Genomic DNA, 23,126 nt, shown 5'->3' on the forward strand with positions numbered 1-23,126 from the left:
GGGGCGCGGAGGCCGCGATCAGGCCTGCGCAGTGGCCGGGCGGGAACCGATCCGTTCCAGCGCCTGCAGCAGATAGCGCCGGAACACCTCGTGGTTCTCGCTCATCGGGAAGTGGCCGATGTCCTCCATCTCGATGAAGTGGGCGTGCTTGATGTGCTCGGCGGTCCGGCGCCCGTCGTCCGGGGTCGTGAGGTAGTCATAGGTGCCGGTCAGCATGACCACGGGGCACCGTTCTCCGTCGATCTGGTCGAGTTTGTCCCGCAGGTCGTGGTCGACCGAGTAGAAGTAGAGGTCGCCCTTGAACGACTCCGAGCCCTGCGTGTAGTAGAACCACGTCTTCCACCGGTCGGCCTCCGGGGACTGCGGGGCCATGAGGTCCCAAACCCCGCTGGCGCACACCTGCGCCGCGTTCGCGTGCGGATGCTGCCACCAGTCCAGGTAGAAGCCCGGGGAGTAGTCGGCGCCCTCGACGGGTACCACGGCCCGGAACCGGTCGGGATACCGCAGCGCCAGTTGCAGAGCCACGTTCCCGCCGAAGGACGACCCCATGAAGATCGGCTGGTCCAGCTCCAGTTCGTCGCAGAGGGCGACGATGAACTTCGTGTAGTGGTCCGCGGTCAGCCGGTACTCCTCCTTCCACCACTCCGTGTTCTCGGGTGGGTCGGACTTGCCGTGTCGGGGGAGGTCGTAGGCGATGACCCGGTGGTCCCTGGTGATCTCCTCGTCCTCTAGCAGTCCGCGCCACTGGTGGTTGTGGCAACCCGCGGTGTGCTGGCACAGGAGTGGTTGACCGCTGCCGTTCTCCAGGTAGAAGACCTTGTACTGGACGTCGTCGACGTCGACGGTCACGTAGCGCCCGGTGACGGGGGAGATCCGTGGCATGGGAAGACTCCAGGAATCAGACGGGGACGCGGACGGTGCGGAGCAGTTCGATCTGGCGGGTGATGCAGCGCAGGTTCTGCATGAGGACGAGCACGTCGCCCTCCAGTTTCATGTCCCGGCGGAAGGTCGCTGCCCAGATGCCGTGGTACATGGGTGCCGGGATGTCAGCGGCGAAACCGCGCCACGTCTCGGCGCTGGCGCGAATCGCGAACTGGTAGCCGACGTCGAGGGGGCCCGGGTCGACTGCCAGCTCGGCCACTCGGCCCGAGGTCATCCGTACGACGAAGTGGTGGTTCTCCATGTCGAGCAGGTAGCCGCAGGTGAAGTACTTGCCGTGCGCTCGGATCTCCGGGTCGTTGTCGGAGGCGTCGATGAACGAACGAACCCACTCCTCGACGGGAACGGTCGAGGAAGAAGCGGTGGTGGTCACTGGAGGTCTCCTGACCTGGCTGTGCCGGACCGGGCGCGGGGCGGCGAACGCCGTCGATCCCGCGGGCGCCTGGACCGGGCGGTTACTCGAGGACGTCCCGCGGCGAGCCCACCGGACAGGGGCGCCGGGGCGATCGGACGTGACGGCGGTGCTGGCCCGAGGGGTCCGCAACGGACCGGGGGTCCGGAGCGGCACAGGGCGCGCAGACCTCGTTGACGGGCTCACGGCGGCGACCGCTCCGAGCACGACGTCAGGTCCTGCATCGCGACCTCGATCCGGACGCTCCGTTCCGGCTGGGGTGATCGCGACGCTACTCCGGGTCCCTCGTGCCCGCACCGGAGCGAGAGGCCGCTGAGGAGTGGGTCGGGACGCGACGACAGGCCCTGCGTGCCAGGTCGTCGCCCAGGGGCCGGCACGCTGGCGCAGCATCCATCGGGAGAGCGCCGCCTCCCCTGCGATACGCGCGACGAGGTCTAGGGCCCGCTCCGGCAGTACGCGGTTGAGGTCGTCACCGAGGGACGGCCGGCGACGGCCGACCCGGAACCGGGGCCCGCGTCGTGACGACCGGGTACGCCCTGCCCTTCGGCCTGCAGGGCGCCGAACCGGACTCGCTGATCGTCGGAGTCGGACGACCCTCGTGGGGTCCACCTCCCGTGACGCCGGTGGTCGACCAGCCGTGCGCCGGCGGCGTCGCCGTCGAGCCGGAGCCGTTCCAGCGGGTGCTGACGGACTCCGTCCCCGACCGGTGTCCAGGACGCAGCGAGGGCCCGGCGACCGCGCGGTCGCCGGGCCCTCGTCGTCGGCGGCTCAGGCCGCGGTGGCCTCGTCGGCCCGAGGCTCGGGGGTGGCGGGGCGCGGGAAGGCCGGGCGCAGGAACAGCGGCGGCTGGAACGGCCGCCAGGCGCCCTCGGGCTGGGCGAGCCGGTCGGCGATCGCCCAGAGCGCCGCCGGGTGGTGGCCCAGACCGAGGTGGCTGGCCATGACCGCGATGTTCTCGCAGCGCTCGCCCGGGGTCTCCAGGCAGGTCCGCCAGTGCACGATGCCGTCGTAGTGCGAGTAGATCGACGTGCTGGGCACCGGCAGCGGTGAGCCGTCGGCCTCCAGCGGCAGCGAGCGGTGCTCGACGTGCAGGTGGGAGTACCGGTCGAAGGCCCGCGACGCCCGGCTCTGGCTGTGCCGGGTGAGCCGGAACGGGCTGCCCAGGGTGATCACCTGACGGACCGAGTCCGGCGTCCGGCGGGCCAGGTCGCGGGCGAAGATGCCGCCGAGGCTCCAGCCGACCAGGGACAGCGGCCGGCCGTAGCGGTCGCTGAGGTCGTCGATCCGGTCGCGCATCCCCGCCACGCAGGCGCCGGTGGGGCCGATGTTGCGACCCAGCCGCCAGCCGTGGACCCGGTAGCCCAGCCGGCGCAGCGTCGCGCGCAGGACCCTCGTCGACGCGTCGTCGGCCATGAAGCCCGGCAGCACCAGGACCGGGTGCCCGTCGCCCTGCGGCAGCCGTGGCATCAACGGCCGCGCCGCCAGGTACAGGCCGAAGTCGGCCATCGCCCGGCTCGGTTCGCTCAGGTAGAGCGGCAGAGCCGGTCCATCGCCTCGCGTCACGTCGTCCTCCTCGTCAGCCGGCCGTCGGGGCGGCTGGCTACTCCCAGTACCCACAGGGTGCCGTCCGTGACACGCGCGGACGTACCTGGGACACACATCGGCAGTCTCACCGTGAGGTGTGACACATCCCGGGGGCGGTGCCAACCCGGCGGAGTGAGGGGCGGGCGGTCGTGTCACGGTACGGACATGGACGCCGAGACCCACCCCGGGATGCCCCCCGGGCGCAACCGCACCGTGGACATCGACGGCCCGGTGCACCACGTCGACTTCGGCGGCCGGGAGGACGGGCCGATCGTCGTCCTGGTGCACGGGCTGGGCGGATCGCATCTCAACTGGGACCTGTTCGCCCCGCTGCTCACCCCGCACGCCCGGGTGCACGCTCTCGACCTGCCCGGCTTCGGCCGCAGCGAGCCGGGGGAGCGGACGGCGAACGTCCGCGACAACGTGGTCGTCCTCGACCGCTTCGTCCGCGAGGTGACCGGCGGGCCGGTCGTGCTGGTCGGCAACTCGATGGGCGGGATGGTTTCGGTCCTGGAGGCGCAGCGCTCGCCGGCGAAGGTGAGCGGCCTGGTGCTGGTCGACCCGGCGCTGCCCGGTCCGCGGGGGCGTCCCGATCCCCGGGTCGCGGCGGCGTTCGGCCTCTACGCCCTGCCCGGCGCGGGCCAGCGCTACCTGGCCGGCCGTCGCCGCAGGCTCGGCGCGCGGGGCACGGTCCGCGAGATGCTCGAGCTGTGCGGCGTCGACCCCGACGCCGTCCCGCCGTCACTCGTCGACCGCTCGGTCGCGCTGGTCGACGAGCGCCGCGACGTCTCCGGCATGGACCGCGCGTTCCTCACCGCGGCACGCTCGCTGCTCCTGCTGCTGGCCGACCCGCGGCTGATCCGCCGGGCGATGGCCGGCGTGCAGGTGCCGGTGCTGCTCGTGCACGGCGACCAGGACCGGCTGGTGCCGGTCTCGGTGGCGCGGGACGTCGCCCGGCGGCACCCGGACTGGCGCTACGTCGAGCTGCGCGGCGTCGGGCACGTGCCGCAGCTGCAGTGCCCGGAGCTGCTGGCCGAGCACGTCCTGGCGTGGCTGCCGTCGGTGGCGCGGGTGCCCTGAGGCTCACCCGAGCGTCGCCCGCAGGGCCTCCCGCCCGGTGTGCTGCGGCCGCCAGCCCAGCTGGGTCTTGGCCTTGGCGGTGTCCATGATCACCGGCCGGGTGAACGCCTCCACCCACTCGGCGACGGGGGGCAGGAACGGGACCCGGGTCACCGCGCGGGCGGCCAGCTCGGCGGGCGCGGCCGGTACGGGCAGGGGGAACGCCCCGAACTCGCGCAGCACGTCGGCGGTGGTCAGCACGCCGTCCCCGGCGATGTTGTAGGCCCCGGCCGGACCGGCGCCCACGACGCACAGCTGCAGCGCGCTGCCGACGTCGTCCTCGTGGATGAACTGGAACCGCAGTTCCGGCGCGAGCACCGGCACCGGGAGCGGCAGCCGCCGCGGGCGGCTGAACAGCGCCCGCCCGATCGGCGCGAGCGGGCCGGGTAGGACGTCCTTGGCGCCGATCGCGTGGGGGCCGAGCACCACCGGCGGGCGCAGCAGGTACAGCGCCAGGTCGGGGGTGGTCGCGGCCTCGGTGTCTAGAAGCTGCTCGAGCTCGGCCTTCTCCTGGCCGTAGAACAGCCGGGCGGCCGGGCGCACCGGCCAGTCCTCGCGGATCCGCTCGGGGTTGTCGGGGTGCCAGCCGTAGGCGGCCACCGAGGACGCGTAGACGAACCGGCGGGCGCCTGCGGCCGCGGCGGCGCGGAAGACGTTGAGCGTGCCATCGACGTTGATCGCCCGGGTGGTCTCCCGGGACGCGTTGCCGGTGATCAGGAAGGCCAGGTGGACGACGACGTCGGCGCCGGCGAAGGCCTCCTGCAGGGCCGCGGGATCGCGGACGTCGCCCCGCCGGTACTCCATCTTCGTCCAGCCCCGCTCGGCCGGGTCGAACGGCCGGCGCGCGATGCCGACGATCCGCCCGACGCGGTCGTCGGCCTGGAGGAGCGGGACGAGGCCGTTGCCGAAGGTCCCGGTGGGACCGGTGACGGCGACGGTGAGGTCGGTCTCGGGGGCTGCCACGCCGACCGGCTACCCGGCCGGCGCGGCGGCCAACCCGGTCAGGTCGCGGCGCCGGCGGGCGCGGCCGCCTGAGCCGCCTCGAGCAGCTCGCTCACACCCGCGCAGATGCCGCGGGACAGGACGTCGACGTCCGGGAAGGCGTCGAAGTCGGCGTTGATCCCGAAGGTCATCGAGCTCAGGTAGGAGAAGATCCCGATCGACACCCGGGTGCCGCCGGCGATCGGCACGTAGGCGTGCGCGGAGCACATCCGGCGGCCCAGCACGTAGAGCGGCACCCGCGGGCCCGGCACGTTGGTGGTCACGGCCTGGCACCACGTCTGCCCGGCGGCCAGCGCGGCCCGCACGCCGAGGGAGAGCATCGTGGGTGCGACGAAGTCGCCCATCGCGATGATCGAGCGGGCGTCGACGGCCTGCATGAGCTGCTTGTGGTCGTCCATCTGCCGGCGCACCGAGGTCAAGCGGGCCACCGGGTCCCGCTCGCCGACGGGCAGGTCGACGAAGACCGCGGCGACCTGGTTGTCCAGCTGGCCGCGCTGGTCGGGCTGGCGGACCGAGACCGGCACCATCGAGCGCACGACCAGGCCCTCGCGCAGCGAGCCGCGGCGCTCGAGCAGGTCGCGGAACCCGCGGGTGATGGCGGCGAGGACGACGTCGTTGACGGTGCCGCCGAGCGCCGTCCGGACCCGCCGCAGGTCCTCGAACTCGGCGTCGGCCCAGGCCCAGCGCCGGTGCGGGCCGATCGGCCCGTTGAGCGAGCGGGCGGTCGGCGTCGCCAGCTGGCGGGCCAGGGAGGGGACGCCGGTCACCAGCGACCGGCTGGCCTGGACGGCGCTGCGGCCGGCGCCGCGCACGCCCTCCCCACCCGAGATCCGGGTGAGCTCGCGCAGCGGGTGGGTGACGGCGTCCTGCACGGCGCCGGCGACGACCTCGAGGGCCGACGGGCTGCGCTGCGGCGTCCAGTCCTGCGGCTCGCCGGGCGTGGCGTCCGGCGCCAGGTCGAACATCAGCTGCATCAGGTCGGTGCCGGCGATGCCGTCGACCATGCAGTGGTGGACCTTGGAGATCAGCGCCCAGCGGCCGTCCTCCAGGCCCTCGACGAGCCACAGCTCCCACAGGGGCTTGGCCAGGTCCAGGCGCTGGCCGAGGACGCGGCCGGCCAGGTTGCGCAGCTGCTCCTCGCCGCCCGGGCTCGGGACGGCGGTGTGCCGGACGTGGTACAGGATCTGGAAGTGCGGGTCGTCGACCCACAGCGGGCGGCCCAGGTTCATCGGCACGGTGCGCACCCGCTGCCGGTAGCGCGGCACCGCGGGCAGCTTGCTCAGCAGCAGCCGCACGACGTCGCCGTAGGAGGGGGCCGGGCCCTCGAACACCGCAACGGAGCCCACGTGCAGCGGCGTGTTCTCGCTCTCCGCGTAGTAGAACCCGGCATCGGTCGGACTCATGCGGTCCACGGTCAGCTCCCTCCACCCCGCCGGCCGGCGGTCGTCGCAGCTCCCCGGGGGCTTCCGGAACGCCGTCGCCCCCGCGGGGTGGCCCCTACCCGACCACGTGGCGCCGGTCACGTCCACCGGAGACTCAGGCCGCCCGGGCGGCGTCCTCCACGCGGTCGAGCAGCCGCAGGAACGCCGCGTCGACGACCGCGGTGCGGGTCAGGTTGACGCTGTGCCCGGCGCCGTCGACGACGACCAGTTCGGCCGACGCGCCGATCTCCTCGGCGAGCCGCCGGCCGTGGGGGAGCGGGGTGAGGCGGTCGTGGGTGGCGGCGACCACGGTGACCGGCACCCGCCCGAGCACCTGCAGCGCGGCGTGCTCGTCGTGGTCGGCGAAGGTCGCGTAGAAGGCCATCGTCACCGGCAACGGCGTCTCCTCGAGCAGGTCCTGCACCCTCCGGACCTGCTCCGGGTCGGCGTCGTCCCTGCCGAACAGGTAGCGGCGGGTGTACCAGCGCCCGATCCGGGTGCCCCGCCGGCGGAAGCGCTCCAGCAGCGGCGCCCACAGCTGCAGCAGCCACAGGTAGAGCGGCAGGAGGTGCAGCGCGCGCAGCACGCGCACCCCGAGCCCCACGACCCCGTCGCTGACCAGCCCCCCGGCGGAGGTGGCCAGCAGGAAGGCGCCGACGACGCGGGGGCCGAAGAGCTCGGGGCGCTGGCGGGCCAGGGCCATCACGCTCATCCCGCCCATCGAGTGGCCGGCCAGCACCACCGGCCCCTCCGGGACGACGGCGTCGAGCACCTGCCCCAGGTCGCGGCCGGTGCGGTCGATCGTCGCCCGGGTCAGCGGCGTCCAGCCGGAGCGGCCGTGCCCGCGCTGGTCCCACAGCACCAGCCGGGTGCGGGTGCGGAGCGCGTCGCGTTGCAGGTCCCACTCGCCGAGCCGGGCGGTGAACCCGTGACTCAGGACGACGGTGAGCGGGGCGCGCTCGTCGCCGTCGGTCTCGACGTGCAGGTCGACGCCGTCGTCGGTGCGGACGGTCAGCTCGCGGGGGGTCACCCGGCCATCCTCACCCGGGTGGCGCCGGCCTACTCGTCGGCGACGGCGGTGCCGGGCCGGCGGCCGGGGGCCGCGTCGCGGACCAGCCGGCGGGCGGCGTCCACCTCGCGGGCGACCGGGGCGAGCACGCCCTCGGCGTGGATCTCGGCGTCGTCGGGCGGCCGGTGCGCGCGGATGTCGTCCTCCAGCTCGCGGATGGCACGGCGGAGGACCGCGACCTGGGCGAGGTCGGGCGCCGGCTCGCCGTGCCGGGTGGCGATCACGGCCTCGGTGACGGCGTCCGACGTCCGTTCCAGCTGCACGATGACCGGCCAGAAGGCGGCGGCGCGGGTGCTCACCGGGGGTGGCTCGGCCAGCCGGCGCTGCAGCTGGGTCTGCAGCTCGGTGAGGGCGCGGTAGCTGCGGCGGCGGGCCCGGCGACGCTCGGCCGGGCTGCCGGTGAAGGCCGCCTCGACGAACTCGTCGAGGGCGTGCGCGGCATCGCGCAACGCCTCGTCGAGCGGTGCCCGCCAGGTCTGCGGCCACAGCAGGTAGCCGAAGACCAGCACGATGGCGCAGCCGATGAGGGTGTCGAGCAGCCGCGCCCCGACCAGCCCCGGGCCGCCGGGCAGGGCGAGGTCGAGCAGCAGGATGATCACCGGCGTCTGGAAGACCGAGAACAGGCCGAAGTTGGCGCCGCGCGCCCACGGCAGCAGGGCCGCGGCCGCGGCCATGGCGACCAGCACCCACGCGTTGCGCGGCAGCGCGGCCAGCAGCAGCGAGCCGAGGAGGACGCCGACCAGCGTGCCGGCGCCCCGCTGGACGGCGCGGGTGAACACCGACCCGAAGTCGGGCTTGAGCACGATCGCGACGGTGAGCAGCACCCAGTAGGGGCGCTCGATCGGCAGGTACTGGCGGGCGATCTCGGCGATCGTCATGCACAGCGCGAGGCGGACGGCGAAGGCGCGGGTGTCGGGGCTGCCCACGGTGCGGTCGACGAGGTCGTGCAGGCGCAGACGCCAGTCCGGCCGTGGCTGGGGGACCGCGGCGCCGGCCCGCTCCTCGGGGTCGCCGACGACGTTCCACGCCAGCCGCAGCCCGTGGCGCACCGCCCGCCGGATGGGCTCGCCCTCCTGCAGGGGCTCGGGCCGCTCCCCGGGCAGCTCCTGCCGGCCGGCCACCGCGGCCGAGAGGGCGTGCACGGCGCCGACGTCCTGCGGGTCGGCGGGCACCCCGGCGCGGGCGGTGGCCACCGCGCCCTCGACCAGCGGCGCGGCCGCGTTGAGGACGCCGGCCAGCTCGGAGAGCGCGCGGCTGCGCCCGGCGCTGCGGCTGCGCGAGCGGATGACCCGGTCGTAGGCGTCGTTGAGGGCGGTGGTCAGCTCCCGGCGCGCGTCCTCGGCCTGCGGCGTCCCGGCCGCGGCGAGCAGCTCGCCGATGCGGGTGAAGACGGTCGCGACCGCCGTCCGGTCGGGGTCGCCGGGCTCGGTGGCGTACTGGACGAGCGTGGTGAGCGTGGCCCACGCCGCCCCCGCGACGAAGCACCCGACCTCGGCGGCGGGGGAGAGCGGCGTGACCAGCCCGGAGGCGAGGGCGGTGTAGACCAGCAGCTGCAGGGAGCCGAGGGACAGTGCGGAGTTCACCGCGCTGATGAACGCGGCCAGCGCTGCCGCCACCGCGACGACGACCACCGGCAGCCACCCGCCGCCGGAGGCGAACTGGCCGACGAGCAGCCCGATGCCGCCGAAGACCGTGGCCGCGGCGGTGCGGCGCAGCCGGTCGCGCAGCGGGCCGGCCTGCGGGGCGAGGCTGCCGGCGAGCGCGCCGGTCGTGGCGAAGACGCCGGCGCCGAGCACCGGGCCGGGCTCGATGCCGCCCTCCACGGCGACCGCGACGGCCAGCGGCGCGGGCACGGTCACGGCGAAGCGGACGACGTCGCGCCACGGCACCGGGGGTGGTGTCGTGCGCACCAGCTCCTCGAGCCAGGCCGGTGCACGCAACCCCCGCTCCGCCACGGGTCCTGAGCTTTCCACGCCGTCGGACCGGCTCTCCGCAGCGACCACGTATCAGGCGGGGCGGGTCCCGCATCCGTCCTCCGAGTGGCCGCTGTCCGGGCGGCGCGACCAGGAGGTACCGATGACCCTTCCCACTCCCGGCCGGGACGGCACCGCCGTCGTCGTGGGGGCGAGCATGGCGGGGCTGCTCGCGGCCCGCGTCCTGGCCGAGCACGTCGGCCAGGTCGTCGTGCTGGACCGCGACACGCTGCCGGACGACGCCGTCCCGCGCGGCGGGGTTCCGCAGTCCGCGCACGCGCACGGGCTGCTCGCGCGGGGACGGCGGGGGCTGGAGGAGCTCCTCCCGGGGCTGACCGCGGACCTCATCGCGCGGGGTGCCCTGTCGTCCGACATGCAGGAGGACTTCCGCTGGATCAACGCGGGTGTGCCGATGGCCAAGGGCACGTCGGGGCTGAGCGGCCTGCTGGTGAGCCGGCCGCTGCTCGAGCGGGAGGTACGCCGCCGTGTCCTGGCCGACCCGCGGGTCAGCGTCTGCGAGCGGGTCGTCGTCCGGTCCCTCGACCACGACGGGACCGGCCGGGTGACCGGCGTCGCCGGGGTGGTCCGCGACGACCCGGCGGGCTCCGTCCGCCGGTGGGACGCCGACCTCGTCGTCGACGCGTCCGGCCGGCAGTCGTCGGCGCCGGAGTGGCTGTCCGCGCTGGGCTTCGAGCCGCCGGAGGAGGAGCGGGTGGAGGTGGACGTCGCCTACGCCACGCGGCACTACCGCCGCGAGCCCGGCCACCTCGACGGCGACCTCGGGCTCGCCATGGCCGGGACGCCGGAGAACCCGCGGGGCGGCGTCCTGCTCGCCCAGGAGGGGGACCGCTGGATCTGCGGGCTCGGCGGGATCCTGGGGGACCGGCCGCCGCTCGACCCGGATGGGTTCGAGGCCTACGCCGCGACCCTGCCCTCGCCGGTGCTGCACGAGGTCATCCGCTCCGCCGTGCCCCTCGACGAGCCGCGGCGCTTCCGGTTCCCGGCGTCGGTGCGCCGGCGGTACGAGCGGCTGGCGCGCTCGCCGCGGGGGCTGCTCGTCACCGGCGACGCCATCTGCAGCTTCAACCCCGTCTACGGGCAGGGGATGACGGTGGCGTGCCTGGAGGCGCTCGCGCTGCGCGACGTCCTCCGCCGGGGGCTGGACCGGCCCTCGCTGGCCCAGGAGTTCTGGCAGGCCTGCGCGCCGATCGTCGACGTCCCGTGGCAGATCGCCGCGGGCGGCGACCGGCGGTTCCCCGGCGTCCCCGGACCGGTGGACCGGCGCACGCGGCTGCTCAACGGCTACGTCGCGCGGGTGCAGCGCGCGGCCGCCGTCGACCCCGCGGTGGGGACGGCGTTCCTGCGGGTGGCCAACCTCGAGGCGGCGCCGTCCAGCCTGATGTCGCCGGCGCTCCTAGCCCGGGTCGTGCGGGCGTCGCGCCGTCCCCCGGTGGACGCCCGGCGTCCGGTGCCGGCCGGCGTCTGAGGGCCGACCGGCCGTGCTGCGCGGTCGCGGCGCTCCCTCCCCGGGTGCGCCGCGACCGCGCGGTGCCCTCGCGCGGCCCTGCCTCCGGGATGCTGCGCGCGGAAGCGGTGTCGTCGTCCGGGTCGCCTCGGCCGCCGACCTGCTCGAGCTCCCGGCCGTGGAGGGGGCCGCCGACGAGCTGTTCCGGGCGCGGGGCGTGCTGGACCTGCCGGCTCCCGAGCCCGCCTCGTCCCGGGCCGTCGCGTGGCGGGTGCTGGTCGTCGGGCGGCCGGTGGTCGGGTTCGCCGTCCTGGAACGGGTGGACGGCGACGTGCACCTCGAGCAGCTGTCGGTGCACCCCTCGGCGATGCGGCGGGGAGTGGGTGCTGCGCTGCTGTCGGCCTCGGTCGACGCGGCCCGGGCGGCCGGCGCGCGGCGGGTCACCCTGCTCACCTACGCCGACGTGCCGTGGAACGCGCCCTGGTACGCCCGGCACGGGTGGCGGGGAACCGACGACCTCGGGCCCGAGCTCGACGCACTCGCCCAGCACGAGGTGGAGCTCGGCCTGACCCGGCACGGCCGCCGCGTCGCCATGGCCCGGCCGGTGCAGCCGGTCGGCCGGCCCCCTGCTGCCGGCGCCCGTGCCCGCGCCGACAGGGCCCCCGGCGGTGTCGATCACGGCCTCGTCGCGGCCCGGAGCCGGACCGGGCCGACCTACGCTGCCGCGGTGACCGTGACACTGGGGGAGGTCGTCGCCGCGCTGGAGGCGCGCTACGACCCCGCGCTGGCCGAGGACTGGGACGCCGTCGGGCTGGTCTGCGGGGATCCGGGCGAACCGGTGGAGAAGGTGCTGTTCGCCGTCGACCCGGTGGCCGCCGTCGTCGACGAGGTCATCAAGACCGGCGCCCAGCTGCTCGTCACCCACCACCCGCTGTTCCTGACCGCCGTCCACGGCGTTCCGGCCGACGACCCGAAGGGCCGCCTGGTGCACCGCCTGGTCCGGTCCGGCGCGGGGCTGTTCGTCGCCCACACGAACGCCGACCGCGCACCGGGCTCCGGCGTGAACGACGCCCTCGCCGCCGCGCTCGGCCTCGTCGGCACCGGCCCGCTCCAGCCGGCCGCGGGCGACCCCCGGGCCGGGCTCGGCCGCGTCGGCCGGCTCCCCGAGCCGGTGACCCTCGCGGAGTTCGCCGAGCACGTGGCGGCAGCCCTCCCCGAGACCGTCGGCGGCGTCCGCGCGGCGGGCGACCCCGGACGCCGCATCGAGACCGTCGCCGTCTGCGGCGGCAGCGGCGGCTCGCTGCTGCCCGCCGCCGCGGCGGCCGGCGCCGACGTCCTCCTCACCAGCGACCTGCGGCACCACCCCGTGTCGGAGGCGCAGGAGATGCGCGGCCCGGCTGTCTGTGACGTGGCGCACTTCGCCTCCGAGTGGCCCTGGCTGCCGGTGGCGGCCGACGTCCTCGCCCGGGACCTGTCCGGCCGGGTGGAGGTCGCCGTGTCCCGGCGGCGCACCGACCCGTGGACCGCGCACGCCGGGGCCAGCCGCTGACCCGGTCGCAGCCGCGGCCGGACGGGGCTGGGCGGGCGGGACTCCGGCACCTGACCGGACCGCCGGTCGGGCGGACGCCTTCCGGGAGCTGCCCGCCCCGCTGGAGTCGGCCACCGGGAGCGGCGGGGGAGAGCTCGGCCCGCAGGTGGTGGGAGGACCCCCGTGCCCCCCGCCACTCGCGAGCTCGCGGCGGGGCCCTGCACGGGGGCCGGGACCGGGGCGGTGCCCCGGTAGGTTGAGCGGGTGAAGGCCGACCACTTCGACCAGCAGAAGCTCCTGGCCCTCGCCGCCGAGGACGTCGCCCTGGGCCAGCTGGCCCACCGCCGGCGCACCCTCCCCGAGAACGCCGCGGTCGAGACCGCGGCCCAGGCGGAGCGGGAACTGGCCACCGCCGTGGTGCGCATCGAGACCGACGTGCGCGACCTGCAGCGGGAGGTCAAGCGGCTCGAGGGCGACGTCGAGACGGTGCGCGCGCGGGTGACCCGCGACCAGGGCCTGCTGGACTCCGGCAGCGTCTCGGCCAAGCAGATGACCGACCTGCAGCACGAGATGCAGTCCCTGGCGCGGCGGCAGTCGGACCTGGAGGACCAGGAGCTCGAGCTCATGGAACAGCTCGAGACCGCCGAGGCCGCGCTCAGCGAGGCGCAGCAGGGCCACGGGACGGCGAAGGCCGAGCTGGAGCGAGCCGGGCAGCTGCGCGACGACGCCCTGGCCGACATCGCCGACGGGACGGCGAAGCACGAGGCCGCCCGCGCCGAGGCCGCCGCTCGCATCCCCGCCGACCTGCTGGCGCTCTACGAGCGGATCCGCACCCAGACCGGCGGCACCGGCGCGGCGGTGCTCAAGGCCCGCCAGTGCCAGGGCTGCCGCATCGAGCTGTTCGGGAAGGAGCTCGCCGCCGTCCGCAACGCCGACCCCCACGAGGTGGTCCGGTGCGACAACTGCGGCCGGATCCTGGTGCGCACCGCCGAGTCGGGCCTCTGATGCGCAGGCTGGTCGTCGAGGCCGACGGTGGCTCGCGCGGCAATCCCGGCCCGGCCGGTTACGGCGCTCTCGTGCGGGATGCGACGACCGGGAAGGTGCTGGCGGAACGGGCCGAGTCCGTCGGGCGGGCCACCAACAACGTCGCCGAGTACGGCGGCCTGGTCGCCGGGCTGCAGGCCGCGCTCGACCTCGACCCGACCGCGGACGTCGAGGTGCGGATGGACTCCAAGCTCGTCGTCGAGCAGATGTCGGGTCGCTGGAAGGTCAAGCACCCCGACATGCAGAAGCTGGCGCTGCAGGCCCGGCAGATCGCCCGGCAACTGGGCAGCGTCCGCTACACCTGGGTGCCGCGCGCGCAGAACGGCGCCGCCGACGCGCTGGCCAACAGCGCGATGGACGGCCGGCCGGTGCACCGCGACCTCGCCGCCGAGCCGACCACCGCCGGGGACGACGTCCAGCCGGTGGCCCCCCGCGCGCCCGCCGTCACCACGGTGACGCACCTGCTGCGGCACGGCCGCACCGAGCACACACCGGAGCGTCGTTACAGCGGCCGTAACGACCTGCCGCTGTCGGCCACCGGCCGTGCCGAGGCGGAGGCCGCGGCGAAACGGGCTGGGGAGCTCGGCATCGACGTCATCGTGGCCTCGCCGCTGCGGCGCACCCGGGAGACCGCCGAGGTGGTCGCCGCGGTGCTCGGGCTGCCGGTGGAGTACGACGACGACCTGGTGGAGCTGGACTTCGGCGACCTCGAGGGCCTCACCGCCGAGGAGGCCCGGCAGCGGTACCCGCTGGCCGCCCGGCGCTTCGCCGAGGACATCACCGTCGCGGCGCCCGGCGGGGAGTCGATCGCCGGCGTGAGCGACCGGGTCGCCCGAGCCCGTGCCCGCATCCTGCGCGGGCACGCCGGGAGGACGGTGCTCGTCGTCACCCACGTGACACCGATCAAGCTGCTGCTCGCCGCCGGCCTCGACGTGCCCGACGACGTCGTCCACCGGGTCTTCCTCGAGGCGGCGTCCCTGAGCACCGTCGCCTGGCGCTCCGACGGGCGGGCCGTCGTCCGCCTGGTCAACGACACCGGCCACCTGCGCTAGTCCTCAACCGATGAGTTACCGACGGCTGGGAGGGCGTGCCGCCGGCCGGTGAGCACGTCGTCGTCGTCACCCACCGGCCGGTGGCGGACTGGCCGCACCTGGGCACCGCCCCGTTCACCTTCGGCCCCGACGTCCGCAGCGCCATCGAGCAGGCAGGGACCTCGCCGGTGACGGCGACGTGTCCGTGGCCGCGGGGGACGTCGCGGCCGGGCGTTCCAGGAGGGGCTCATCGACCGGGTGGTGCTCGACCTGGTGCCCGTCGTGCTCGGCTCCGGCCGGCCGTTCTTCGGCTCCGACGGCTCCGCCGAGGTGCTCCTCGAGGACCCGCGGGTGGTGGAGGGCCGGCGGGTCACCCACCTGCTCTACGACGTCCGGCGGTGACGGGAAGGGCGGACGGCGGGGCGGCGTTGCACGCGGTGCCCCGCGCCACAGCCGCCGTTCCGCGCGAGGGACCATGTGGCCGCACCCCACCCAGCCGAGGAGCTCCGTGACCGCCACCATCGCGCCCGCCACCCCCGCCGTCGCCGGCGACGAGCGCACCCTCTCGCCGGCCGAGTACGAGACGTGGGCCGCGGAGGTCCGCCGGCTGGCCGAGGAGCGCGGCGCGGTGATCCTGGCGCACAACTACCAGGTGCCCGAGATCCAGGACGTCGCCCACGTCACCGGCGACTCCCTGTACCTGTCGCGGGTCGCGGCGCAGACCGACGCCCGCGAGATCGTCTTCTGCGGCGTCCACTTCATGGCCGAGACCGCGAAGATCCTCTCGCCGGACAAGACCGTGCTGCTGCCCGACCACGAGGCCGGCTGCTCGCTGGCCGACTCGATCACCGCCGGGCAGCTGCGCGAGTGGAAGGCCGAGCACCCCGGCGCCGTCGTCGTCAGCTACGTCAACACCACCGCGGCGGTGAAGGCCGAGACCGACATCTGCTGCACGTCCTCCAACGCCGCCGACGTGGTCCGGTCGATCCCCGAGGACCGCGAGATCCTCTTCTGCCCCGACCAGTTCCTGGGCGCGCACGTCAAGCGCGTGACCGGCCGGGAGAACGTCCACGTGTGGGCGGGGGAGTGCCACGTGCACGCCGGCATCAGCCCCTCCGACGTCCGCGCGCAGGTGGCCGCCCACCCGGACGCCGAGATCCTCGTGCACCCCGAGTGCGGGTGCACCACCTCGGTGCTCGACCTGGTCAGCCACGGCGACCTGCCGGCCGAGCGCACGCGGGTGCTCTCCACCGGCGGCATGGTCGAGCAGGCGGCCAGCACGAAGGCCGGTCAGGTGCTGGTGGCCACCGAGGTCGGCATCCTGCACCAGCTGCGGGCGCTCAACACCGGGACGCAGTTCATCCCGATGAACGACCGCGCCGCCTGCCGCTACATGAAGATGATCACGCCGGCCAAGCTGCTGCAGACCCTGCGCACCGGCGAGGGTGCGGTGGACGTCGACGCCGGGACCGCCGCCCGGGCCCGACGTGCCGTGGAGGCGATGATCGCGATCGGGGAGCCCGGCCGCGGCGGCGAGTGAGAGGACCCCGTCCTCCCGCGCTTCGTGGAAGGACTCCGTCCTCCTCACCGCTCGCAGGCTCGCGGCGAGCCTCTGGACGGGGCCGGCGGGGCCCCTGGAGGGTGGCCGGTCCAGCACGTCACCGGGCCCGGGACGGGGCCTCCTAGCGCAGGACGTCGTCGGAGATGTCGGCGACGATCGCCCGGAACGTGCGGGTGTCGACCTCGTCGTCCACGGTGACGCGGACGATGTCGGAGACCTGCTGCTCGGACGTGGGCCGGACGGCCGCGGCCCGCGCGGCGGCGATGAGGTGGAGGTGCTGGACCCGGGCGGTGTCGTTCGCGTTCCGGACCGGGGAGAGTCGGTTCTCGCGCATGCCCCGACGTTAGGCACGGGTCAGGGCGGTGCGGGGAGGCGAGGGGCGTGTCCACGACCGGGTGGACCCCTCCGTCACAGCCGCCCCAGGGGTGACCCGGGCCACTGCGGAGGTCGGGCGGCGTGCCGGCTACGACCTCAGGAGCTCGGGCCTCGGGGACGTGCCGGTGCGGTCCAGCCAGGCCTCGAGCCGGTCGGCCGGTAGCGGCGGGGAGTGCAGGTAGCCCTGGCTCTCGTCGCAGCCCAGGGCGGCCAGGCGGGTCAGGGTCGCGGCCTGCTCGACCCCCTCGGCCACGACCCGCAGCCCCAGTCGGTGGGCCAGGCCGATCGTGCTCGCCACGATGGCCTCGGTGCGGGGGTCGGTGAGCAGGCCGGCAGTGAACGAGCGGTCGAGCTTGAGCTCGGCCACGGGGAGCTCGCGCAGGTAGGACAGCGACGAGTAGCCGGTGCCGAAGTCGTCGATGCTCACGGTGACCCCGAGGTCGGCGAGCCGGCCGACCACGGCCAGGCTGCGCTCCGGGTCGCTGATGAGCACGCTCTCGGTCACCTCGAGCACGAGGTCCCCGGCCGGCAGGCCGGCGTCACGCAGCAGAGCAGCCACCCGCGCCGGCAGGTGGATGTCGAGCAGGTTGCTCGCCGAGAGGTTGACCGACATCCGCAGCCGCCGGCCGGCGCCCCGCCAGGCCGCGGCCTGGGCGACGGCCTGCCGCAGGACCTCCTCGGTCAGCGGCCCCATCAGCCCGTGCACCTCGGCCAGCGGCAGGAACTCCGCCGGGCCGAGCAGGCCGCGGTCCGGGTGCGCCCAGCGGACCAGCGTCTCGACGCCGACGGTGCGACCGGTGGCGACGTCCACCTGCGGCTGGTGGTGCAGCACGAGCTGGCCCGTCCGCAGACCCTCGCGCAGGTCCTCGACCAGCGCGAGGTGGCCGCTGCCGTCGCCGTGCCGGGCGGCGTCGTAGACGGCCAGCGTGGTGCCGGAGCGCTTGGCGGAGTACATCGCGGCGTCGGCCTGCTGGAGCAGGAGCTGCGCGGTGCCGGACTCGTCGTCCGTGGTGCCGGTGCGCAGGGCCAGCCCGATGCTGGCGGCCACGTGCACCGACATCCCCCCGACGTGGAAGGGGCGGGCCAGCCGCTCGCCCAGGCGCCGACCGAGGGACTCGGCGGCCTGCTCCGGGTCGGTGCCGGCGTCCAGGACGGCGACCACGGCGAACTCGTCCCCGCCCAGCCGGCCCAGCATGTCCCCGGTCCGCAGCACCGGCTGGAGCCGGTTGGCGACCAGGCGGAGCAGGTCGTCGCCGGCGGCGTGGCCGAGCCCGTCGTTGACCTCCTTGAACTTGTCCAGGTCCAGCAGGGCGAAGACCAGCGGGATGCCCTCCCGGCACACGTCCTCGACCCGGCGCAGGACGGCGCGGCGGTTGGCCCGGCCGGTGAGCTCGTCGGTGAGCGCCTCCTGCCGGCTGACCGTCAGCTGCGAGAGCTCGCGCACGTTGACCAGCAGCCGCAGACCGGCGCCGGTGGCGGCCAGGGCGGCACACCAGGTGGCCGGGCCCGCCGTCCCGGTGACGGCGGCGGAGACGAGCACCCCCGTCGAGACCAGGATGACGACGAACGCGCCGATGGTGGACGCCGCGGGGTCGGTGGGCTGGGGGGCGACGCGTCCGGGGCGCAGGACGGCCGCCACGCCGAGGCAGACCACGCCGATCGGCTGAGCGGCGGACAGCCAGGTCACCGGCACGCCGCCGGCGACCAGGGTGCCGAGGCTGCCCGCGGACGAGACGGCGAAGGTGCCGGCGACCAGCCAGCTGCGCGGGTCGCGGCCCATGGCGCCCAGGCCGATCACCGACAGCGCCGTCCCGAGGAGGACGACCCCGGTGGCCGCCTGCCCGAGCAGGGCCTGGCTGTGCCACCACGGCAGGTCCAGCAGGGGGCTGCCGGCGCCGGCCGCCACGGCGTTGCCCAGGGCCACCGCGGCGAGCACCGCGGAGGAGCCGTTGAGGACGTCGTTCGGGTCGGCGAGGGTGGTGCCGAAGCGGTTCCAGCGGACCAGCCCGCCGTAGACGAAGGGGAACGCGAGCACCGGCGCCCAGGCCAGCGGGACGGCGGCCACGGCGCGGGTCGCGGGGACCAGGCCGAGCACACCGGCGCAGAGCGCGCACGCGGTGAACACGAGGGCTGACAGGGCCACCCTCACCCACACGACCCGTTCCTGCTGCGTGCCGAGGGCCCGGCGGACCAGCAGCACGCACAGGCCGCCGTGCATCGCCAGCGCCGGCAGGAAGTGCGCGGGGGCGAGCGGGTCCGGCGCCGGCACGAGCACCACGCCGACGGCCCCCGCGGCCGCCAGCGCGACGACGACCGCCAGCGCCCATCGGGGCGTGCCCGGCAGGAGGCGGGGCGAGGCGGAGACCGGCATGTCCTCGTCATCGGACGCCACCGACTGAGGATGGACCCCAGTCACCCCTCCGGGCCACAACGGCCCGCGATCAGATGCGTGTGAACAGGTAGACCGACACCGCGATCCCGAAGGCGACGATGAAGACCCGCAGCGGTGTGGCCGGGATGCGGGTGGCGATGCGGGCACCGAGGAAGCCGCCGAGCAGGCTGGCCGGGGCGGCGACCGCGACGACCTGCCAGTCGACCGGTCCGAAGAGGCCGAAGACGACGACGGTGACGGTCGCGGTGACCGCCGAGAGCGCCGACTTCAGCGCGTTGGCAAGCTTCAGCCGGTGCAGGCCCACCCCGAGGACGCCGACCAGGATGACCCCGAGCGCCCCGCCGAAGTAGCCGCCGTAGACCGTGGCCAGGAACAGCGCCACGTACAGCCATCCCGGGTCGCGCCGCGGGCCGGCGTCCTCGGTCCGCTTCAGTCGCCGGGTGAGCAGCGGCTGCACGGCCAGCAGCAGGCTGGCCACCAGGACCAGCACGGGGACGACGACGTCGAAGGCCGCGGTGGGGGTCGTGAGCAGCAGGACGCTGCCGGCGACGCCGCCGAGGAGCGCGACGAGGCCGAAGCGGAGCAGCCGGCTGCGCTGGCCGGCGTACTCGGACCGGAAGCCCAGGACGCCGCCGAGGTAGCCCGGCCACTGGGCGACCGAGTTGGTGACGTTGGCGGCGACGGTCCCCAGCCCGAGCGCGACGAGGGTGGGGAAGAGGATCAGCGATCCGCCGCCGGCGACGGAGTTGACAGCGCCGGCGACGAGGGCGACGCCCGCCGCGATGGCCAGGTCGAGGGCGGACACGAGGCGCGAGCCTACGGTGGCCGCGTGGGACTGACGCGGGCAGCGGCGGCACTGGCGGCGGCGTTCGGCGGGTCGGGGGTGCTGCACCTGGTCCGGCCGCGGACCTACGAGTGGCTGGTGCCGCCGGAGCTGGGGAACGCCCGCGCCTGGGTGTACGCCAGCGGGGTCGCCGAGATCGCAACCGCCGGGCTGATGGCGGTGCCGGGGACCCGGCGGGCAGGGGGCTGGGCCGCGGCCGCGCTGCTGGCCGCCTTCGTGCCCGCGCACCTGCACACCTTCCGGGTGGTGCCGCGGCGGGCGCTGCCGATGACGGTGGCCGCCGTCCGGCTGCCGCTGCAGGTACCGCTCATCCGCATCGCGCTGAAGGTGGCGCGGGCCCGGTGACCACCGTCGTCCTCGTGGCGGGGGCCTGGCACGGCGCCTGGTGCTGGGAGCGGGTGGTGCCGGCGCTGGAGCGGGCCGGGCACCGCGTCCTCGCCGTGCCGCTGACCGGGGTGGGGGAGCGGGCGGCCGAGCTGTCACCGGCCATCACGCTGGACACACACGTGTCCGACGTCGTGACCGCGGTGCTGGACGCGGGCTGCCGAGGCGCTGTGCTGGTCGGGCACAGCTACGGCGGCCTCGTCGTCACCGGTGCGGCCGACCGGCTGGGCGAGGCGGTCGGCCGCCTGGTCTACGTCGACGCCGTCGTCCCGACGCCGGGGCGGAGCTGGGCCGACTGCATCCCGCGGGAGGTGCGGGCCGCCCGCCGCACGGTGATCGCCGAGCAGGGGCACCTCCCCCCGCCGCCGGCATCGGCCTGCGGGCTCACCGGGGACGACGCGGTGTGGGTGGAACGGCGGCAGACCCCGCAGCCCGGTGGAGTGTTCGAGGACCCGCTGCACTTCGACGCCGACCGGTGGGCCGCCCGGCCGCGCACCTACGTCGACTGCACCGCGCCGGCACTGCCGACCATCGACCCCTCGCGCCGGCTCGTCCGGTCGCAGCCGGGGTGGGAGGTCGTCGAGCTGGCCACCGGCCACGACCCGATGGTCAGCGCGCCGGACGCGCTGGCCACCGTCCTGCTGGAGGTCGCCGGGCGCTAGCCGAACCGGCGCCGGTGCAGCTCGTGCACCTCCTCGTCCAGGCCGGGCACCGGGCCCTCGACCGGCACTCCCGGGGCGACCTCGCTGATCGGCAGCGGGCGGACCGGTGCGGGCGGGGCGCCGAGCGCGGCCCGCCAGGCTGCGAGCTGCGCCGAGGAGCTGGCGTAGACGATGCGGCCGAGACCGACCCAGGCGTGCGCGGCGGCGCACATGGGGCAGTGCTCGCCGGAGGTGTAGACCGTCGCCGCGGCCCGCTCGTCGGGGGTCATGTGCTCGGCGGCCCAGCGGGCGATGGCGAACTCGGGGTGCCGGGTGGCGTCGCCGCCGGCCACGTGGTTGGAGTCCTCGAAGCGGACCCGACCGTCGCCGTCCACGAGCACGGACCCGAACGGCTCGTCGCCGGCGTCGAGGGCCGCGCGGGCGAGCTCCACGCAGCGGCGCATGTGGGCGAGGTCCACGTCGTCGACCATGCGCCGATCCTGGCGCGTACGGAGGAGGTCCGCTGCGCCACCGGCCTGGCACGCTCGGCGGATGGGCAGTGGAGCCGCGGCAGCCCGACGGCAGCGCGCGGTGGCGGCGGCCGTCGCCGCCGGTCGTGCGGAGGGGCTGGACGTGCGGCAGCCCGAGGTCCTCTACGACGTCTTCTCGGTCGTCGTGCACCTCGCGCCGGCTCCGGTGGTGGTCCGGGTGCCCACCGTGCTGCCGCGCACCGTCCGCGCCGACCCGGCCGGGCAGCGGGCGCAGATGCAGCTCGAACTCACCGTCTGCGCCTGGCTCGCCGAGCGTGCCTTCCCGGCGGTGCGCCCGGCAGCGACCCGCCCGTGGGTCCACGACGGGCAGGCGATGACCGCGTGGGACCTCGTGGAGGTCAGCGCCGGACCAGTGCCCGAGCAGGAGCAGGGAGCCACGGCGGCCCGCCTGCACGCGGTCCTGGCCGACTGCCCGGTGGAGCTGAGCTGGTGGTTCCCGCTGGACGCCTCCATCGCCGACGGGCTCGACGGGCTGCCCGGGTTGCTGCCGGAGGCGGACGTCGAGCGTGCCCGCGCCGAGTGGGGGCTGCTGCGCCCCTTGGCCGAGGACCCGGCCGCGTTCTCGGCCGCCTTCCCGGACGCGCACGCGCAGCCGGTGCACGGGGACGCGCCGTTCTACAACCTCCTCCCGACGACGACCGGGCCGGTGGTCTCGGACCTCGAGCACGTGCACCGCGGCCTGCGGGAGCGGGATCTGGCCGGGGCGCCGCCGGCCGTGCGATCGGGGTACGCCGCCGAGGCCGCCCGGTTGGGACTCCCGCCGCTGGACGACCGGCTGGCCGCGGTGGCCGAGCGAGGTCGCGACCTGCAGCTGCTCGCCGTCCTGCCGCTGGACGCCGAGCTGCCCGGGCTCTCCGACGGGCTGACTCCGCTGGTGCAGGTCTGGCGGGAGAAGCCCCCGCTGGGCGACGTCCTGGGGTGAGCGCCGACGGGTCGCCTTCCGTCGTCCCCGGGGAGCAGACTGCCCGCCATGCCGCCTCTCCCGATGCCCGACGACTGGCAGCGCGCCCTGGTCGTGGCCGCGCACCCCGACGACATCGAGTACGGCGCGGCCGCGGCCGTCGCCGTCTGGACGGCGGCGGGCAAGGAGGTGCACTACCTGCTGGCCACCCGCGGCGAGGCCGGGATCGCCGGAATGGCGCCGGCCGAGGCAGGCCCGCTGCGGGAGGACGAGGAGCGCCGCTCGGCCGCCGTCGTGGGCGTCTCCGAGGTCGAGTTCCTCGACCACCGGGACGGCGTGCTGGAGGCCGGGGTGGCGCTGCGTCGCGATCTGGCCGCCGCGATCCGCCGGCACCGGCCCGAGCTGGTGCTGACCATGTACGGCGGCCCCACGTGGACCCCGCCCGGCGTCACCCCGGGTTACCTGAACTCCGCCGACCACCGGGCGCTGACCCAGGGTGTGCTCGACGCGGTGGCCGACGCCGCCAACGAGTGGATCTTCCCGGACCTGACCGAGGAGCGGTGGTCCGGCGTCCAGTACGTCGCGGTGCACACGATCGACCCGGACCCGCCGCACGTGATGGACGTGTCCGCGGGGGTGGAGAAGGCGGTGGCCTCCCTGACCGAGCACCGCCGCTACCTCGAGGCGCTCTCCGACGAGCCGGTCGACGAGCAGGCACGTCGACAGATCGACATGGCGACCCTCACCGAGGACGGCGAGCGGCGGGTGGGCTTCCGCCTCTACTGGGGCTGACGCCGGTCCCCGGACTGGTCAGCACGACGACGCCAGAGGCGGTTGGACGCTCGCTGCGTCCCACCGCATACACGTGTGCAGGCACGGGGAGGCCCGAA

General features: G+C 75.5%; 22 protein-coding genes. 11 read left to right on the forward strand and 11 right to left on the reverse strand.

All coding sequences use genetic code 11. From position 1 onward, the window contains the following. Nucleotides 1-18 precede the first annotated feature (18 nt). The 3 genes from ACWIX3_RS13045 to ACWIX3_RS13055 form a co-directional block, all read right to left on the reverse strand. A complete protein-coding gene (locus ACWIX3_RS13045; protein ID WP_448607776.1) occupies nucleotides 19-882 on the reverse strand; it encodes an alpha/beta fold hydrolase in 864 nt (287 codons plus the stop codon). A gap of 16 nt (nucleotides 883-898) precedes the next feature. Next, nucleotides 899-1,312: a hypothetical protein gene (locus ACWIX3_RS13050; protein WP_448607777.1), complete on the reverse strand. Its 414-nt coding sequence runs from the start codon at nucleotides 1,310-1,312 to the stop codon at nucleotides 899-901. A gap of 807 nt (nucleotides 1,313-2,119) precedes the next feature. Next, a complete protein-coding gene (locus ACWIX3_RS13055) occupies nucleotides 2,120-2,914 on the reverse strand; it encodes an esterase/lipase family protein (protein ID WP_448607778.1) in 795 nt (264 codons plus the stop codon). 186 nt (nucleotides 2,915-3,100) lie between these two features. Here ACWIX3_RS13055 and ACWIX3_RS13060 point away from each other — a divergent pair, with 186 nt between their 5' ends. Then, complete coding sequence (locus ACWIX3_RS13060; protein WP_448607779.1) at nucleotides 3,101-4,015, forward strand: alpha/beta fold hydrolase; 915 nt, start codon at nucleotides 3,101-3,103, stop codon at nucleotides 4,013-4,015. Nucleotides 4,016-4,018: 3 nt separating this feature from the next. Here ACWIX3_RS13060 and ACWIX3_RS13065 read toward each other — a convergent pair whose 3' ends face one another. The 4 genes from ACWIX3_RS13065 to ACWIX3_RS13080 form a co-directional block, all read right to left on the reverse strand. Then, nucleotides 4,019-5,017 (reverse strand): NAD-dependent epimerase/dehydratase family protein, encoded by a 999-nt coding sequence (locus ACWIX3_RS13065; RefSeq protein WP_448607780.1) that lies wholly within the window; start codon nucleotides 5,015-5,017, stop codon nucleotides 4,019-4,021. Between the two features lie 38 nt (nucleotides 5,018-5,055). Further along, complete coding sequence (locus tag ACWIX3_RS13070; RefSeq protein ID WP_448607781.1) at nucleotides 5,056-6,459, reverse strand: WS/DGAT/MGAT family O-acyltransferase; 1,404 nt, start codon at nucleotides 6,457-6,459, stop codon at nucleotides 5,056-5,058. A gap of 133 nt (nucleotides 6,460-6,592) precedes the next feature. Next, a complete protein-coding gene (locus tag ACWIX3_RS13075) occupies nucleotides 6,593-7,507 on the reverse strand; it encodes an alpha/beta fold hydrolase (protein WP_448607782.1) in 915 nt (304 codons plus the stop codon). 29 nt (nucleotides 7,508-7,536) lie between these two features. Further along, entirely contained in the window at nucleotides 7,537-9,486 is a 1,950-nt protein-coding gene (locus ACWIX3_RS13080) for an FUSC family protein (protein WP_448607783.1), read from the reverse strand. A 136-nt stretch (nucleotides 9,487-9,622) separates the two neighbouring features. Here ACWIX3_RS13080 and ACWIX3_RS13085 point away from each other — a divergent pair, with 136 nt between their 5' ends. The 6 genes from ACWIX3_RS13085 to nadA all read left to right on the forward strand — a co-directional run bounded on the left by ACWIX3_RS13085 (nucleotide 9,623) and on the right by nadA (nucleotide 16,127). Further along, on the forward strand, nucleotides 9,623-11,005 hold the full coding sequence (locus tag ACWIX3_RS13085) for an NAD(P)/FAD-dependent oxidoreductase (RefSeq protein WP_448607784.1): 1,383 nt from the start codon (nucleotides 9,623-9,625) through the stop codon (nucleotides 11,003-11,005). A gap of 157 nt (nucleotides 11,006-11,162) precedes the next feature. Further along, nucleotides 11,163-12,533 (forward strand): Nif3-like dinuclear metal center hexameric protein, encoded by a 1,371-nt coding sequence (locus ACWIX3_RS13090; protein ID WP_448607785.1) that lies wholly within the window; start codon nucleotides 11,163-11,165, stop codon nucleotides 12,531-12,533. Between the two features lie 243 nt (nucleotides 12,534-12,776). Beyond that, the gene (locus ACWIX3_RS13095) at nucleotides 12,777-13,517 is read left to right on the forward strand and encodes a zinc ribbon domain-containing protein (RefSeq protein WP_448607786.1); all 741 of its coding nucleotides are present in this window, start codon (nucleotides 12,777-12,779) and stop codon (nucleotides 13,515-13,517) included. Beyond that, nucleotides 13,517-14,608, forward strand: coding sequence for a bifunctional RNase H/acid phosphatase (locus ACWIX3_RS13100; protein WP_448607787.1), 1,092 nt, complete (start codon nucleotides 13,517-13,519; stop codon nucleotides 14,606-14,608). Before ACWIX3_RS13095 ends, ACWIX3_RS13100 begins: the two co-directional genes overlap by 1 nt. 237 nt (nucleotides 14,609-14,845) lie before the next feature. After that, on the forward strand, nucleotides 14,846-14,989 hold the full coding sequence (locus ACWIX3_RS13105) for a hypothetical protein (protein ID WP_448607788.1): 144 nt from the start codon (nucleotides 14,846-14,848) through the stop codon (nucleotides 14,987-14,989). A 106-nt stretch (nucleotides 14,990-15,095) separates the two neighbouring features. Then, a complete protein-coding gene (gene nadA, locus ACWIX3_RS13110; RefSeq protein ID WP_448607789.1) occupies nucleotides 15,096-16,127 on the forward strand; it encodes a quinolinate synthase NadA in 1,032 nt (343 codons plus the stop codon). 142 nt (nucleotides 16,128-16,269) lie between these two features. Here nadA and ACWIX3_RS13115 read toward each other — a convergent pair whose 3' ends face one another. From ACWIX3_RS13115 to ACWIX3_RS13125, 3 genes are all read right to left on the reverse strand, one after another. Beyond that, the gene (locus ACWIX3_RS13115; protein WP_448607790.1) at nucleotides 16,270-16,482 is read right to left on the reverse strand and encodes a hypothetical protein; all 213 of its coding nucleotides are present in this window, start codon (nucleotides 16,480-16,482) and stop codon (nucleotides 16,270-16,272) included. A gap of 129 nt (nucleotides 16,483-16,611) precedes the next feature. Then, nucleotides 16,612-18,915, reverse strand: a complete 2,304-nt coding sequence (locus tag ACWIX3_RS13120; RefSeq protein WP_448607791.1) for a putative bifunctional diguanylate cyclase/phosphodiesterase — start codon at nucleotides 18,913-18,915, stop codon at nucleotides 16,612-16,614. Nucleotides 18,916-18,964: 49 nt separating this feature from the next. Beyond that, nucleotides 18,965-19,720 (reverse strand): sulfite exporter TauE/SafE family protein, encoded by a 756-nt coding sequence (locus ACWIX3_RS13125; protein ID WP_448607792.1) that lies wholly within the window; start codon nucleotides 19,718-19,720, stop codon nucleotides 18,965-18,967. Between the two features lie 24 nt (nucleotides 19,721-19,744). Here ACWIX3_RS13125 and ACWIX3_RS13130 point away from each other — a divergent pair, with 24 nt between their 5' ends. Together ACWIX3_RS13130 and ACWIX3_RS13135 are read left to right on the forward strand one after the other, a co-directional pair. Next, nucleotides 19,745-20,104: a DoxX family protein gene (locus ACWIX3_RS13130; RefSeq protein WP_448607793.1), complete on the forward strand. Its 360-nt coding sequence runs from the start codon at nucleotides 19,745-19,747 to the stop codon at nucleotides 20,102-20,104. Further along, nucleotides 20,101-20,805, forward strand: a complete 705-nt coding sequence (locus ACWIX3_RS13135; RefSeq protein ID WP_448607794.1) for an alpha/beta fold hydrolase — start codon at nucleotides 20,101-20,103, stop codon at nucleotides 20,803-20,805. The genes ACWIX3_RS13130 and ACWIX3_RS13135 overlap by 4 nt, the downstream gene beginning before the upstream one ends. Here the strand turns inward: ACWIX3_RS13135 and ACWIX3_RS13140 are convergent. Next, nucleotides 20,802-21,275, reverse strand: coding sequence for a nucleoside deaminase (locus tag ACWIX3_RS13140; RefSeq protein ID WP_448607795.1), 474 nt, complete (start codon nucleotides 21,273-21,275; stop codon nucleotides 20,802-20,804). The genes ACWIX3_RS13135 and ACWIX3_RS13140 overlap by 4 nt on opposite strands. 61 nt (nucleotides 21,276-21,336) lie before the next feature. On the opposite strand from ACWIX3_RS13140, the gene ACWIX3_RS13145 reads away from it, so the two are divergent. Then, nucleotides 21,337-22,257, forward strand: coding sequence for a hypothetical protein (locus ACWIX3_RS13145; RefSeq protein WP_448607796.1), 921 nt, complete (start codon nucleotides 21,337-21,339; stop codon nucleotides 22,255-22,257). Between the two features lie 48 nt (nucleotides 22,258-22,305). Further along, nucleotides 22,306-23,028 carry a PIG-L deacetylase family protein gene (locus ACWIX3_RS13150; protein ID WP_448607797.1) on the forward strand — a complete coding sequence of 241 codons (723 nt, stop codon included), beginning with the start codon at nucleotides 22,306-22,308 and terminating at the stop codon, nucleotides 23,026-23,028. Nucleotides 23,029-23,126: the final 98 nt, after the last annotated feature.

The sequence above is a fragment of the Geodermatophilus sp. URMC 60 genome (genome assembly GCF_053502585.1).